Genomic DNA, 16,450 nt, shown 5'->3' with positions numbered 1-16,450 from the left:
GAAAAAAATGTCTTTTTCATACATAAAAATGACAAAATAACATTACTATATACAAACATACATAAATAATTTTGGCATTAACCAAATGTTAATACATTTAATAAAAACTTCTAACAAATGAATGTTTTCAAAAAAACATTGTTATTATCTCTTGCCCACTTATTAAGTTTGAGTTATGCACAAAAATTTGTGAGTGTTAAACAAAATCAATTTGTGTATAAAAGCAAAGCTTATTATTTTGTTGGAACCAACTTTTGGTATGCTTCCTATCTTGGTTTGGAAAAAAATCCGAAAAAAGGAATCGACAGACTAAAAAAAGAGTTGGATTTTCTGAAAGATAATAATGTTAAAAACATCCGTGTCTTAGCAGGTGTAGAAGGAGCAGGAAAAATTAACGGAGTGAATCGTGTGGAACCAAGCTATCAACCGGAAGCTAGGAACTTCAGTGATGAAAATCTAAAGGGATTGGACATTCTAATGTCAGAAGCTGGAAAAAGAAACATAAAAGTTGTACTTTTCTTATCCAACAATTGGGAATGGAGCGGAGGATGGCTCCAGTACCTCAATTGGAATGGCAAAATTGATGATGAGACAATGAAACGCGCTCTCAATTGGGATGAACTTCGTGATTACACTTCAAAATTCTACTCTTGCACCGAATGTAAAGCTCAATATTATCAGCAAGTTAAGAATATCATCACTAGGAAAAACACAATCACTGGAAAAAAATATGTTGATGATACGACTCTAATGGCTTGGGAAATAGCGAACGAACCAAGACCAATGAGACCACCTGCTAATGAGGACTATAAAAAATTTATTTCGGAAACTGCAAAATACATCAAATCATTAGACAAAAACCATCTGGTGACAACCGGAAGCGAGGGCGAACAAGGTACCGAAGATATGCAATTGTACAAAGAAAACCACGCCGATAAAAACATTGATTATCTTACTATTCATATCTGGCCAAAAAACTGGGGCTGGTTTGATAAAAACAAGATGAATGAGGGTTTTGAAAATGCAAAAAGCAAAACATTAGATTACATCAACAAACATATACAAATAGCCGATGAACTTAATAAACCATTGGTTTTGGAAGAATTTGGATTTCCGAGAGACCATCATTCATTCGACATCAATAGCACCACGGTTTTAAGAGATCGATATTACGATGCTATTTTCAAGCTTTGGAAAACCAATAAAGACAAAAACGGAAGTTTTGCAGGAACGGCTTTTTGGGCATTTGGGGGTATTTCCAAACCGATTCCCGGACAAATATATTGGAAAAAAGGAGACGATTATATGGGCGATCCACCAATGGAAGAACAAGGACTGAACGCTGTCTTCAACTCAGATAAAACTACTTGGAACATTATTAAAACTTATTCACAAGAAATCAAATAAATGTATTTTCCATCTAACATAAAATACTTCTTGTACCTATTCTTTTTTGGAGGTTTGTTTTCTGCTCAAACAAAAGTTTTAGTTAATAAAAACGCTACCAAAGAGACTCAAAACCTGTATAAAAACCTTTGGATATTATTGGACAAAGGGATTATGTTTGGGCATCAGGACGATCTGGGCTATGGTGTTAACTGGCGAATGCAAGAAGGAAGAAGTGATGTCAAAGAAACTGCTGGCGATTATCCTGCTGTTTTTGGCTGGGACCTGATTCATTTTGAGAACGAAAAAAATGGACCAATTGATTTTTTCAGTTTTAAAGAAATGAAGAAAATGATGGAAGATGTTTATAACATAGGAGGCATCAATACACTCAGTTGGCATACTTCTAATCCAAAAACAGGAAAAGATGCTTGGGACAATACCAAAGAAAGTATAAAAGTAATTTTACCTGGCGCAGAGAAACATTCGCTGTACAAAAGTTGGCTGGATAAAATCGCGAAATATTTAAGCAGCATCAAAGGCAGAGATGGGAAAAACGTACCTATCCTTTTCCGTCCTTATCATGAGCTTACAGGCGATTGGTTCTGGTGGGGAAAAGGAAACTGTAGCTCGGAGGATTATAAAAAACTATGGATCTTCACTTATGAATATCTGACCAATTATAAGAAAGTAAATAATCTGATCTGGATCTATAACACATCTGACTTCAATACAAAAGAAGAATTCTTAGAATTTTATCCCGGTGATGCGTTTGTTGACATGATAAGTTTTGACAAATATCTCTATAACAATCCTGTTCAAGATAATTCTTTTGTAGAGCAAAGCCAAAAACAGTTCAAGATCATGGATGAGATTGCAAAAGAACATCACAAGATTCCAGCATTGGCAGAAACCGGCTACGAAGAAATACCTTACAACCAGTTTTGGACAAAAACTTTGATGGAAGCTGTTGGACCATATAAAATCTCATATGTTTTGGCATGGAGAAATCATGGACTGAATCATGAGAACAAGATGCATTATTATGTACCTTACAAAGGTCATCCCAATGAACAGGATTTCAAAAACTTTCATGATGATGAAAAAACACTATTTCTGAAATATATTCAAAATACTAATATTTATAAATAAACTTTTTCAACGATAAAATGAATCAAAATAAAATCACTTTAAAAGAGAAAATCGGATATGGTTTCGGGGATGCAGCTTCGTCTATGTTCTGGAAAATATTCGGGATGTATTCTCTCTTCTTTTACACCGATGTTTTTGGAATCACTGCCGCAGCTGCAGGAACCATGTTTCTTATCGCAAGATTATGGGATTCTATTTTTGATGTCTTTGTAGGAATTGCCGCAGACAGAACTAAATCTAAATGGGGAAAATATAGACCATACCTGCTTTGGTTTGCAATTCCTTTCGCCGTGATGGGAGTTATTACGTTCTATGTTCCAGACTTTGGAAGTTCCGGTAAATTGATATATGCATACATCAGCTATTCTTTGATGATGATAGTTTATTCTTTGATCAATGTTCCTTACGCATCGCTCCTTGGTTCAATTTCTTCAAATCCTGAAGAGAGAAATTCACTTTCGTCATACAGAATGTCGTTTGCATTCATTGGAAGCTTTGTAACATTTATGCTATTACAGCCATTAATTGATTTTTTTGCAAAAACATTTGATTCAGAAAACTATGAAAAAACTCAACAAGCTGTAGAAAGCTCAATCAGTACATCTGCAATTGCATGGTCTTTTGGAGTTGGAGTTATTGGCATACTATGCGTTATTCTTTTCTTTTTATGCTTTAGTTGGACAAAAGAGCGTGTAAATCAAATAGAAACAGAAGATAACATTTCCATAAAAACCGACCTTAATAATCTTTTCCGCAATACACCGTGGTGGATATTGGTAGGAACAGGTTTAGCAGCTCTACTTTTCAATGCAGTTAGAGATAGTGTTGCAATCTATTATTTTCGAGATTATGTAAAGGCAAGTTACAAAATGGCGGGAATTGGCTGGGATATTACCACAATTTATTTCTTAATCGGGCAAGCTGCCAATCTGATTGGAGTAATTGCAGCTCCGAGTATCTCCGCAAAATATGGCAAGAAAAAAACTTATATGATCTCTATTTTACTTGCAGGAGTTTTCAGTGTAATTTTCTATTTCATACCTAATAATCTTCCTGTCATATTCTTGTTACAATTTACAATATCCATGTTTGCCGGCTATGTATTACCTCTGCTATGGTCTATGTTCGCAGATATTGTAGATCATCAGGAACTATTAACAGGAAGAAGAGCAACAGGTCTGATCTTTTCATCATCATCTATGTCCCAAAAATTAGGTTGGGCACTTGGAGCAGCTTTGAGTGGATGGATCTTGGCAATTTTCAATTATGTCCCGGATGCTTTGGAGCAAAGTGCCGAAACTATTTTCGGGGAAAGAATCATGATCAGTATTTTACCCGCTGTGTGTTGCGTTTTAGCTTTCATCGGAATGCTTTTCTATCCGTTGTCAGATAAGAAAGTAAAAGAGATCACTCAGCAACTTGAAGCCAAAAGAAAAAACAATCAATAATAAAATTAATATTTAAATTACAATAAAATGAGTGAACTATTCAGTCAACGTCTGAATGTTGTGAAGGAAGAATTTGAAACATTAATAAAAAAAACTAATTCTCCTGTTGCAGAAGCCGGAAACGGAATTTTTACAAGATACCAGAATCCTGTAGTGACTGCAGCCCACGCACCATTGGAATGGAGATACGATTTTGATGCAGAAAAAAATCCTTTTCTTATGGAAAGATTCGGTATCAATGCAGCGTTCAACGCAGGAGCTATGAAATGGAACGACAAGTATCTACTGGCTGTAAGAGTCGAAGGATATGACAGAAAATCATTTTTCGCAATTGCAGAATCCCCAAATGGTATTGATAATTTCAGATTCTGGGAAAAACCTATCGTAATTCCTCAAATTGAAGGTCATCCGGACACCAACGCCTATGACATGCGTCTTATTCAACATGAAGACGGCTATATTTACGGGATTTTCTGTACAGAAAGAAAAGACCCCAATGCCCCAAAAGGCGACACTTCCATGGCAATTGCAAATGCAGCGATTGTAAGAACAAAAAATCTCATCGACTGGGAAAGACTGCCTGATTTGATTTCAAATACAGGACAACAGAGAAATGTGGTTCTTCATCCGGAATTCGTTGATGGAAAATACGTTCTTTACACCCGTCCGCAAGATGGCTTCATAGATGTAGGCTCGGGAGGAGGCGTTGGTCTAGGCTATGTTACAGATATGGCAAATCCTGTTGTAGAAGATGAACACATCATTTACGGAAAAACTTACCATACGGTTTACGAACTTAAAAATGGTCTTGGACCTGCACCTATCAAAACAGAAAAAGGTTGGTTACATTTGGCTCATGGCGTTCGCAACACAGCTGCAGGACTACGTTATGTATTGTATATGTTTATGACAGACTTGAGTGACTTAGGAAAAGTAACTTACAAACCGGCGGGTTATTTTATGGCTCCGGAAGGCATAGAAAGAATTGGAGATGTTTCCAATGTTTTGTTTTCCAATGGCTGGATTGCTGATGAGGATGGCAAAGTCTTTATATATTACGCATCTTCCGATACAAGAATGCATGTTGCAGTTTCATCTGTAGATCAGCTTTTAGATTACTGTATCAATACAGCAGAAGATCAATTTACATCCTACGGTTCCGTTCAAACGATTATCGGAATTGTAGATAATAATAAACAATTATAATTTTTTCTCTATTATTTTCAAAAACCTTCGAGGATTTTTTCTCGAAGGTTTAATCTAAAAAGCAATGCAAAAGGAATCTATCACAAAAGAATTAGAGATCGAACTTCAGAATATTCTTAAATATTGGAGTCAAAACACTTTGGATGAAACCAATGGCGGTTTTATCGGGGAAATAGATTGTCTTGAAAATAAAAATCCAGAAGCTGAAAAAGGCTCCGTAATGTACGCTAGGATATTATGGACATTTTCTGCTGCTCATATACAAAAACCGAATCCCGAGTATCTTTCTATAGCAGAAAGAGCTTTCTACGAGATTAAAACAAAATTCTACAACCCAGAGCAAAAAGGAATCTATTGGAGTACAAATGCAGATGGAACTCCAAAAGATACCAAAAACCAGATTTATGCTTTAGCTTTCGTGATTTATGGATTAAGTGAATTCTATAAAATCACTGAAAACAAAGAAGCTCTGGAACTTGCAATTACTTTATATAAAAGCATTCAGCAACATTCTTTTGATGAAAAAAACAAAGGCTATTTTGAAGCTTATACCAGTGATTGGAAAGAGATAGAAGATATGCGTCTCAGTGAAAAAGATGTCAATGAGAAGAAAACGATGAACACTCACCTTCATATTGTTGAAGCTTTTGCAAACCTATATCTTGTTTGGAAAGATGAAGAATTACGTGAGAATATTATAGGGATTTTAGAAACTATTGATGAGCATTTTATCGATAAAAACTCTTGGCATCTCAAATTATTTTTCGATGAAAACTGGAACGAGAAAAAAGACGTCATTTCCTACGGACACGATATAGAAGCGGCTTGGCTATTACAATGGTGCGCAGAAGTTTCAGAAGAAGAAAATCTTATCAAAAACTATAAATATTATGCTGTAAAAATGGCAGATGTAACATTGGAAGGTTTGGATAAAGATGGTGGTCTCTGGTACGAATACGATCCTGAAGAAAATCACCTGATTGCCGAAAAACATTGGTGGCCACAGGCGGAACTATGGATTGGTTTTGTGAATGCCTATCAATTGACTAATGATCAAAAATATCTTGACATTTTCGAAAAGAATTGGGAATTCACTCAAAAATATATCATTGACCATCAGAATGGAGAATGGTTTTGGGGAATCGATAAAAACTACCAAAAAATAGAAAAAGACAAAGCTGGCTTTTGGAAATGCCCTTATCATAACGGAAGAGCTTGTATAGAAGTGATTAATCGTTTAAAATAACATCAATGAAAAAAGTTGTATTAAGTATTTTTTCGATTTCAAGCTTAATGACTTTCGGCCAAAAAAACCTGATAAGTAATGGAAGTTTTGAGTACGATGCTCAATCCTGGAACAACGAAATTGTTCTGACAATCGACCCTTACAATAAAAGAATAGGTAGCAAGGGTGGCAATATTACAGAATACACCTCGCCACAATGGAAAGGCATTGATCAAGGTTTTTCGATTCCAAAAAATACTGCAGCAATAGAAATATCTGCCTGGGTAAAAACAGAAGGTGTAGAAAAAGGAAAAAACGACTGGAACAAAGCTGTAATAATTGTAGAAATCAATGGAAAAGGAGAAAACATCATATCTTTAGATGGAAATTCACCTTGGCAGCAAATCAAAAAAATCATTCCTATCAACAAGGATCGCTCTGGAAAATTGATGCTCGCTCTATCCGAATGTACAGGAAGCTTTCTCTTTGACGACATCAGAATCACCCCTATTTCTCAAGAAGATTACAACAAAATTGTAGAAGCCGAAACCAGGAAAAACGAAGTTAAAATCATTACAGATAACTCGCCTGTGGAAAAAATATTATTCTCCAATGGTGACTTCGAAAACGGGTTACAAGGCTGGAAAGGTAATGGAGAAACTACGACAAAGGAAAAATTCTCTGGGCAAAAAAGTATCAAAATCGCTTCACAAACCTCAACCTGGACCGGCGTAGATCAGATATTTGATATTCCGGATAATTCTAAAACATTGGATATTTCTGCAATGGTAAAAACCAAAGATGTAAAACAAGGAAAAAATGATTGGAACAAAGCCGTAATGATTGTAGAATTCACAACCAACGGAACTCAGAAAACATCACAAGACGAACCTGTCTTCTTTGTAACAGAAGCAAAAGATTGGCAAAAATTTTCTAAAAATCTACCTATCCCAGACCATTCTAAAAAAATGAGAATTATGCTGGCTCTCAGCGATGCGACCGGAACCATGTATGTAGATGATATCAAACTAAATTTTAATAATTAAATAAAAAATAAAAATTATGGAACATGACGTAAGACCTTGGGGAGAATATTGGGTATTGGAAGATGCAGAATTTCATAAAGTTAAAAGAATTCAGGTGAATCCGGGAGGAAGGCTTTCTCTTCAATATCATCACAAAAGAGCCGAAGTCTGGACGATTGTTTCGGGAGTCGGAACTATCACAATCAATGATGACATTCGTGATTATTCTGTAGGACAAGTTGCTCAAATTCCGCTAGGAGCGCATCATAGGATAGAAAATAAAACGTCTGAACCTGTTGTTTTTATTGAAGTGCAATATGGAACTTATTTTGGAGAAGATGACATCGTAAGAATAGAAGACGATTATAACAGAGCTTAGGCAGATAATTTAAAATTATTAGAGCCTGCGGATAAATTTCATTTTTACCACAGGCTCTAAGTCAAATATCTCAAATCTATTATAAATTTCAAAAATGAAAAAAACGCTAATCTCTCTTTTCGCATTCATTAATATTTCTCTATCTGCACAGGGTAATAATTATGCACAGGATTATACCAAATATCCCAATCTTGCACTCACTCCTCCAATGGGCTGGAACTCTTGGAACAAGTTTGCCTGCAATGTTGATGAAAATATGATAAAAGAAATGGCCGATGCTATGGTTTCTTCGGGAATGAAAGATGCAGGATACACTTACATCAATATAGATGATTGCTGGCACGGAGACAGAGATGAGAACGGTTTTATCCATCCTGACAAAACAAGATTTCCATCCGGGATAAAGGCTTTGTCGGATTATATTCATTCCAAAGGATTAAAGTTGGGAATCTACTCTGATGCAGGTTCACAAACGTGCGGAGGAAGACCGGGAAGCAGAGGTTACGAATTTCAGGATGCGCTTACTTATGCAAAATGGGGCATCGATTATGTAAAGTACGATTGGTGCAATACTGAAGGTTTGAAAGCTGAAGGTGCATATAAAACATTTACTGCGGCACTCAAAAAAGCTGGAAGACCAATCGTTTTAAGCATTTGCGAATGGGGAGACAACAAACCTTGGGAATGGGGAGAAAATGTGGGACATCTTTGGAGAACTTCGGGAGATATTTTCAATTGCTTTGATTGCGTAGAAGACCATGGAACCTGGAAATCTTGGGGAGTAATGCAAATTTTAGATAAACAAGAAGACCTTAGAAAATATGCTGGTCCCGGACATTGGAACGACCCCGATATGCTGGAAGTTGGAAACGGTGCTCTTACCAAAGGAGAAGACAGAGCCCATTTCTCTATGTGGGCAATGCTAGCTGCGCCGTTAATTGCCGGGAACGACCTTAGAAGTATGGATGCGGAAACAAAAACAGTATTAACAAACAAAGACGTCATTGCCATCAATCAAGACAAATTGGGAGTACAGGCTCTCAAATATAAAGATGAAAGCGAATTTGAAATCTGGTTTAAACCTTTAGAAAATGGAGATTGGGCAATTGCCTTCCTTAATAGAGACAAAGCTGGCAAAGACTTTACTTTCGATTGGAAAAGTAATAAATTTACAGATGATGAAGTCTCCAAAAAAACCTTTGACACAAACATTCAGAATTACAAAGTGGTAGACCTTTGGTCAAAAAAAGAAATTGGAAATACTAAGAAAACCCTTAAAGCTACTGTTCCATCAAAAGACATTCTAATGTTAAGACTTGTAAAAATCAAATAATATAGATATAAAATAATAGACACAAGATAATAGACTTACTATTAGCCTATTTTATTGATGAAATTTGTCTTTAGATTTAATCCAAAAAAATTGAATAAAAATGATTTTTAAAAATCTATTTTACCCTATACTTGTCGTTGCTTCCTCATTATTATCGGCTCAACAATACAAGATATCGGACTTGCAAGCGACCAAAGAAACTCAAAAACTTTTTGAAAACCTTGGTAAAGCTCAGGATAAAGGTTATTTTGTAGGTCATCAGGATGATTTGGCTTATGGTGTCTATTGGAAATACCAAAACAACAGAAGCGATGTGAAAGAAACCGTTGGAGATTATCCTGCAGTTTATGGCTGGGAATTAGGAGATATAGAACTTGGAAAAGACAAAAATCTGGATGGTGTTCCGTTTGATAAAATGAAACAATACATCCGTGAAAGTTATGAAAAAGGCGGAATCATTACCATCAGCTGGCACGCTAATAATCCGATTACAGGGAAGAATGCCTGGGATTTTTCTAATCAATCCATCAAAAGTATTTTTCCGGGTGGAGAAAATCATGATAAATTTGTGACTTACTTAGACAAAGTAGCAGATTTTTTGGCTGACCTAAAAGGTAAAAATGGAGAACCAATTCCGATTATTTGGCGACCTTGGCACGAGCATACAGGAACTTGGTTTTGGTGGGGAGCGAACTCTGCATCGGATGAAGAATATAAAGAACTATTTCGGTTTACAACAGATTACTTCAGAAAGACTAAAGGACTTCATCACTTAATTTTGGGTTATAATACAAGTATAGAATTCAAGAGTGCCGATGACTTCCTAAAACGTTATCCCGGAGACGAATATGTGGATATGGTTTCCTTTGATGCTTACCAAAGAGGAAACACAGATAAAGGTACCGAATTTGCCCAAAACCTAGATTTCTGGATGAATATCTTGGATGAGGTTGCCAAGAAACAAAACAAAATTCCTGCAATCGGAGAAATTGGTTATAATCAAATTCCAGATTCCAAATGGTTTACAGAAATTTTAAAACCTTCTATTGAAAAGTATAAATTTTCATACGTCCTATTTTGGAGAAATGCAGGTTTCAAGCCCGATAATAATGAAGTAGAATATTACCTTCCTTTCAAAGGTCACTCTGCTGAAAAGGATTTCATTAAGTTTTATAAAGACGAGAAAACACTGTTTCTAAAAGAATCTTCAAAATTGAAAATGTATGAATAAGAAATTAATACCAAATTTTTTAAATCTCAATCATTAATAATTTCGAACTTTCTACAATCCAAAACTATAAATCAAAAAATGCGATACCAAAAATTATATTCTATTTTGTTTCTGACGTTTTCGCTGATGTTTTTCGGAAGAAATCCTGTTAAAGAAATCGGCAATCTGCAACTTGTCGGCACACAACTCTCCGATTCCAAAGGAAAACCTGTCAGACTTATAGGAACAAGCTTTGGATGGAGCAATTGGCATCCGAGATTTTACAATCAAAAAAACATTCATTGGTTGAAAGAAGACTGGAATATCAATATCGTTCGGGCTTCTTTGGGAATAGAACCCGATGGTGCCTACCTTCAAAAACCGACAGAAAATCTCAAAACTTTGGAATCTGCCATTGATGGAGCCATCAAGGAAGGCGTTTATGTCATTATCGACTGGCACGCTCATAAGATTCATCCTAAAGAAGCTAAAGATTTCTTCGATAAAATGTCTAAGAAATACGGAAAATATCCTAATGTCGTCTATGAAGTTTTCAACGAACCTGAAAAGCAATCTTGGGAAGAAGTAAAATCATACGCCGAAGATGTTATCAAAACAATCCGTAAAAACGACCCGGACAATATTATTCTTGTTGGTTGCCCGGAATGGGATCAAAGAATTGACTTAGTTCAAAAAAATCCTATCAAAGGGGTTAAAAACCTAATGTACACCGTACATTTTTATGCAGGAACGCACGGAAAATGGTTGCGCGAAAGAACCGACGAAGCACTTAATGCAGGAATACCTGTTTTCATTTCGGAATCAGCGGGAATGGAAGCCACAGGAGACGGAAAATTTGATTATCCGGAATGGCAGAAATATTATGACTGGATGATAAAAAGAAATCTCAGCTGGATTACGTGGTCAGTCTCAGACAAAAAAGAAACCTGCTCGATGCTTCTTCCAACCGCTTCATCAGAAGGAAATTGGAGGCTTCCTGATTTGACCGAATCTGGAATCAAAACCAGAGACTATCTTCACCAATTCGATTCCAGGGGGCAGTATATAAACAAATTCAATTTTGGTGGAAGAGTTGAGAAAAATTTTTACAACAAAGCACTTTTAATAGGGCCTGGCTCTTATGTAGAATTTGAAACTGAAGGTAAAACCATCGAAGTGAATCTAAAAAGTGTAGATACTTATAGTCATCACAATTGGATTTCTATTGAGATTGACGGAAAATATATCGGAAGAATAAAAATAGATGCAGGAGATGCAAAAAACTATAAATTAGAAACCAGCTCACCAGCAAAACATCATATCAAACTTACTAAAGCAACCGAAGCTAGCAATGGATATATAGAGTTTGACGGAAGCAATATCAATGCGATTCCCTTTACTCCAAAATCAACCAAAAAAATCGAATTTATTGGAGATTCCATTACTTGCGGAATGGGAAATGATGAGTCCGCTTTTCCTTGTGGAAAAGGTGAATGGTACGACCAGCACAACGCTTATCTTGCTTACGGCCCCGTTTCCGCCAGAGCTTTAGGAGCAGATTATTTGCTCAGTTCAGTCTCAGGATACGGAATGTACAGAAACTGGAACACCGAAAAGTCAGAAGAAACAATTCTTCCTGATGTGTACAATAATCTATTTTTGAACGGTAACGGAAAAGCAGATTTTGATAATTCTTATCAGCCGGATATTGTAAGTATCTGCTTAGGAACCAATGATTTTTCTGACGGTGATGGCAAAAAGGCAAGGCTTCCATTTAATCAGTATAAATATATCGGGAATTATATCGAGTTTATTCAGATGATACAAAAACGTTATCCTAAGACTCAGATCATTCTTCTTAACAGCCCAATGGTAAACGGAGAGAAAAATAAGCAATTCATCAGTTACCTTAATCAAGTAAAAGACTTTTTCAAAAACGATACAAAACATCCACCTATAGAGATTTTTGAATTCAAAGAAATGACGCCTAAAGGTTGTGGCTATCATCCAAGCATTGCTGATGACGAAATTATGGCGAACCAATTAAATCCTTTTTATCAAAAATTTTTGAAAAACTAAATATTTCTAAAATGAAAAAACTTCAAATCATATTAACTTGTTTGATATCTGCTATGAATTTTGCCAATATTAATCTTCCGGAAATCTTCACAGACAATATGGTTTTGCAACGCAATGCAGAAGTTATTATCTGGGGAAATGCCAATCCTAAAGAAGAACTCACACTAACTGCAGACTTCCTTGACCAAGAATACAAAATAACAGCAGGAAATGATGCCACATTCAAATTCAAAATCCCCACAGGAAAAGAAGGTGGACCTTATACTATCAAATTAAAAGGTTATAACGACGTGGTTCTAAAAAATATAATGCTAGGCGAAGTCTGGCTGGTTTCGGGACAATCCAATATGGAAATGAGCGCAGCTTGGGGAATCAAAGATGGTGACTCTGAAATAGCAAAAGCCAATTATACCAACATCCGGTTTTTCTCGGTTCCTAAACTTTCATCAGAATTTCCTCAGAATAATCTATTTGGAAATTGGCAGGTTTGCACACCGGAAACCATGAAATATTTCAGTGCAATTGGTTATTTCTTTGCAGAAAGACTTCAAAATGAACTACAGAATGTTCCTGTCGGGATTATCTGTTCTGCCTGGGGAGGTTCTGCTGCAGAATTATGGACTCCAAAAGAAGTTTTTTCACAGAATCCGGCACTTTTGGAAAATTATAAAAAACTCGGAAATTCTGAATATTATCCAACACTCACAGGTGGTGCTTACAATGCGATGATTTATCCAATTAATCAATTCAAAACAAAAGGAATCCTTTGGTATCAAGGTGAAACCAATGCTGGAAATCCCGACGGTTATGGTACCATGCTCTCTTCCATGATAGACTCCTGGAGAAAAGCAAAAGCAGATGACATTTCTTTTTATATTGTTCAGATTGCAGGGTACAAAGGCTGGAGCGATACTACTGTAAGAATCCAAAATGCACAGAGAATTGTTTCTGAAACTGTCCATGATTCCGGATTGGTCGTGACATCGGATTTAGATAAAACGGATGACATCCATCCAAAAAATAAGAAACCTGTGGGTATCAGAATGGCAAATTTAATTCTGAAAAATATCTACAAGAAAGATTTAGGTCTGGTAGAAAGTCCAAAAGTGAAGTCTGTAGAATATAAAGGTAAAAAAGCTTTTATAACCTATGATTTTGCAGAAGGACTTCATTTCAAGAATAAAGAATCAAAACTATTCGAAGTATCTGATAAAGATGGAAAATTTTTCCCTGCTGTTGCTGAGATAAAAGGAAACCAGATTATCATTTCTGCAAAAGAAGTTTCCAATCCTGTTGCTGTAAGATATGCTTGGAGTAACGTTGCTCAATCTGACCTTTACAACAAAGCTGACTTACCTGCTTCAGCTTACACATCAGAGAACCTTAAATAAACTTAAAGTAAAAATAACTCAGGAAAAAAATCCAATAATGAGAATAACCAAAATATTAATCATCACATTAATGAGCATAGTAACAGTGAGTAACGCCAATGCACAGCAAAAACTCAACCCAGAAATAGAGAAAAAAATTGATGTATTGATGGCAAAAATGACCATCGAGGAAAAAGTGGGACAGATGAACCAATACAATGGTTTTTGGGATGTTACAGGTCCTGCTCCGGTTGGTGGGACAGCAGAACAGAAATATGAAAATATCAAGAAAGGATTGGTAGGTTCTATGTTGACAGTACGTGGTGTAAAAGAAGTAAAAGCCGTTCAGAAAATCGCCGTTGAACAAACGAGATTGGGTATCCCTTTGATTATCGGTTTTGATGTCATCCACGGTTATAAAACTTTGTCTCCAATTCCTCTGGCAGAAGCTGCAAGCTGGGATTTGGCTGCGATAGAAAAATCGGCTGAGGTTGCAGCCTCCGAAGCAGCAGCTTCCGGTATCAACTGGACTTTTGGTCCAATGATGGACATCTCCAGAGATGCAAGGTGGGGACGTGTAATGGAAGGCGCCGGCGAAGACCCATATCTTGGTAGTAAAATAGCCGTTGCCAGAATAAAAGGCTTCCAAGGTGATCACAGCTTCAAATCTCCGCTTAGAATTGCTGCCAGCGCAAAACATTTTGCAGGATATGGTTTTGTTGTAGCAGGATTAGAATATAACGCTTCGGAAATTGGGAGCAATACATTATACAATCAGGTTTTACCTCCATTCAAAGCTGCTGTTGATACAGGTCTGAGAACGGTAATGACATCTTTCAATACCATCAATGGCATTCCTGCTTCAGGAGATAAATATCTTTTAAGAGAAACACTGAAAAACAAATGGGGATTTTCTGGTTTTGTAATTTCGGATTGGGCTTCAATACGAGAAATGATTCCTTGGGGTTATTCTAAAGATGAAAAATCAGCTGCTATTTCTGCTGTAGAAGCCGGAACAGATATGGATATGGAAGGCGGAATATATGTTCCCCACCTCATCGAGTTGATGAAGCAAGGAAAAGTTGACCAAAAATACGTGGATGATGCCGTAAGAAGAGTTTTACGTGTGAAATATGAATTGGGGTTGTTTGATAATCCGTATCGTTTTCTGGATGAGAAAAGAGAAAAAGAAGTCATAGGAAGCAAAGCTAATCACGAAGCTGTCCTCGATATGGCAAAAAAATCCATCGTCCTTCTTAAAAACGAAAAACAACTGCTTCCACTTAAAAAATCTGGACAGAAAATCTTGTTATTAGGCAGCTTGGCATCAAGTAAAAACTCACCGTTGGGAAGCTGGAGAATTGCGTCTGATAACAACACTGCAGTATCTGTTTTGGAAGGCTTTAAAAATTACAACGGAAACAATCTGAATTTTGTTGAAGGTCCAAAACTCACTACAGAAGAACCAACGTTCTTAACAGAAGTTAATTACAACACCACAGACAAATCTGGTCTTGAAGAAGCAAAACAAGCAGCAATATTAGCTGATGTCATCATTATGGTTTTGGGTGAACATAGCTTCAGTACGGGAGAAGCAAGAAGCCGAACTGATATCAATCTTCCAGGTTTACAGGAAGAATTTTTAAAGGAAATCTATAAAATCAATCCTAACATCGTTTTGGTTCTTAATAATGGAAGACCTTTGAGCATCAATTGGGCATCGGAGAATATTCCTGCTATTGTAGAAGCGTGGCATCTAGGAACAGAATCTGGAAATGCAGTTGCTCAGGTTCTTTACGGCGATTATAACCCTAGTGGAAAACTACCAATGACTTTCCCTAGAAATGTTGGTCAAATCCCAATATATTACAACAATTATAGTACTGGACGCTACACAGACAAAGACAACAATGTTTTCTGGAGCCATTACTCCGATGTGGATAAAACACCGCTTTACCCTTTTGGATTTGGTTTGAGTTATACCACTTTCGATTATTCTGATTTTAAAATCAACAAAAAATCATTTTCGAAAGGCGAAAACATTCAAGTCTCTGTAACCCTAAAAAACACCGGAAAATATGAAGGTAAAGAAGTTGTTCAACTTTATATTCAGGATAAGTTTGCATCGATAGCAAGACCTGTAAAAGAATTGAAAGCATTTGAATTGGTCAACTTAAAACCCGGTGAATCAAAAACAATTTCTTTCGCAATTACAGAGAAAGAACTTGGATTCTATAATAATCAAGGTGATTTTATAGTAGAACCTGGAAGTTTTAAAATTATGGTTGGTGGCAATTCTCAGGATTTAAAAATAATTGAAGCAGAATTGCTTTAGAATGATTCAACCAAAGCTTAACTATATTGTATTTCTGTAACTTATAACACTCCTAATACCTATTAATAATTGGTTTGGATAAAGTCCTCAAGTTCACAACCGCCCAAATGGCTCCAATTTAACCCAAATTGGAGTCATTTTTTTGTTTTTGATTCTAGAATAAGCCAGATTAGTATTTTTACTTTTTTAGTAAATTAATGACTTCAAATATGTCCCGTCCTAAAAATCCGATACAGATTATTAGGTCATACCCGTAGTGCATTATAAAAAAGGTTACTCATAATACGAAAATTTCGTATATT

The 16,450-nt window shown here is 36.2% G+C and carries 12 protein-coding genes; all 12 read left to right on the top strand.

Translation table 11 applies throughout. From position 1 onward, the window contains the following. Positions 1-117 precede the first annotated feature (117 nt). The 12 genes from RTY06_RS15215 to bglX all read left to right on the top strand — a co-directional run bounded on the left by RTY06_RS15215 (position 118) and on the right by bglX (position 16,148). The gene (locus RTY06_RS15215) at positions 118-1,407 is read left to right on the top strand and encodes a cellulase family glycosylhydrolase (RefSeq protein WP_312825825.1); all 1,290 of its coding nucleotides are present in this window, start codon (positions 118-120) and stop codon (positions 1,405-1,407) included. Next, positions 1,408-2,538, top strand: coding sequence for a glycosyl hydrolase (locus tag RTY06_RS15210; RefSeq protein WP_312825824.1), 1,131 nt, complete (start codon positions 1,408-1,410; stop codon positions 2,536-2,538). A gap of 17 nt (positions 2,539-2,555) precedes the next feature. Continuing rightward, positions 2,556-3,986, top strand: coding sequence for an MFS transporter (locus RTY06_RS15205; protein ID WP_312825823.1), 1,431 nt, complete (start codon positions 2,556-2,558; stop codon positions 3,984-3,986). 27 nt (positions 3,987-4,013) lie between these two features. Further along, complete coding sequence (locus tag RTY06_RS15200) at positions 4,014-5,192, top strand: glycosidase (protein ID WP_312825822.1); 1,179 nt, start codon at positions 4,014-4,016, stop codon at positions 5,190-5,192. Positions 5,193-5,256: 64 nt separating this feature from the next. Then, on the top strand, positions 5,257-6,438 hold the full coding sequence (locus RTY06_RS15195; RefSeq protein WP_312825821.1) for an AGE family epimerase/isomerase: 1,182 nt from the start codon (positions 5,257-5,259) through the stop codon (positions 6,436-6,438). A 5-nt stretch (positions 6,439-6,443) separates the two neighbouring features. Beyond that, entirely contained in the window at positions 6,444-7,463 is a 1,020-nt protein-coding gene (locus RTY06_RS15190) for a carbohydrate binding domain-containing protein (protein ID WP_312825820.1), read from the top strand. 16 nt (positions 7,464-7,479) lie between these two features. Then, on the top strand, positions 7,480-7,821 hold the full coding sequence (locus RTY06_RS15185) for a phosphomannose isomerase type II C-terminal cupin domain (RefSeq protein WP_312825819.1): 342 nt from the start codon (positions 7,480-7,482) through the stop codon (positions 7,819-7,821). A gap of 94 nt (positions 7,822-7,915) precedes the next feature. Further along, positions 7,916-9,154: a glycoside hydrolase family 27 protein gene (locus RTY06_RS15180; protein ID WP_312825818.1), complete on the top strand. Its 1,239-nt coding sequence runs from the start codon at positions 7,916-7,918 to the stop codon at positions 9,152-9,154. 100 nt (positions 9,155-9,254) lie between these two features. Beyond that, positions 9,255-10,385 (top strand): glycoside hydrolase family 26 protein, encoded by a 1,131-nt coding sequence (locus tag RTY06_RS15175; protein ID WP_312825817.1) that lies wholly within the window; start codon positions 9,255-9,257, stop codon positions 10,383-10,385. A gap of 78 nt (positions 10,386-10,463) precedes the next feature. Then, positions 10,464-12,443, top strand: coding sequence for a cellulase family glycosylhydrolase (locus RTY06_RS15170; protein WP_312825816.1), 1,980 nt, complete (start codon positions 10,464-10,466; stop codon positions 12,441-12,443). Between the two features lie 11 nt (positions 12,444-12,454). After that, positions 12,455-13,834: a sialate O-acetylesterase gene (locus RTY06_RS15165; protein WP_312825815.1), complete on the top strand. Its 1,380-nt coding sequence runs from the start codon at positions 12,455-12,457 to the stop codon at positions 13,832-13,834. 70 nt (positions 13,835-13,904) lie between these two features. Further along, positions 13,905-16,148, top strand: a complete 2,244-nt coding sequence (bglX, locus tag RTY06_RS15160; RefSeq protein WP_312825814.1) for a beta-glucosidase BglX — start codon at positions 13,905-13,907, stop codon at positions 16,146-16,148. The last annotated feature ends 302 nt before the right edge of the window (positions 16,149-16,450 follow it).

Origin of the sequence: Epilithonimonas sp., assembly GCF_032055105.1 — a bacterium.
Classification (GTDB): Bacteria; Bacteroidota; Bacteroidia; order Flavobacteriales; family Weeksellaceae; genus Epilithonimonas.
The sequence above is the reverse complement of the archived record's forward strand: the minus strand, read 5'-3'. Positions and strand labels throughout refer to the sequence as shown.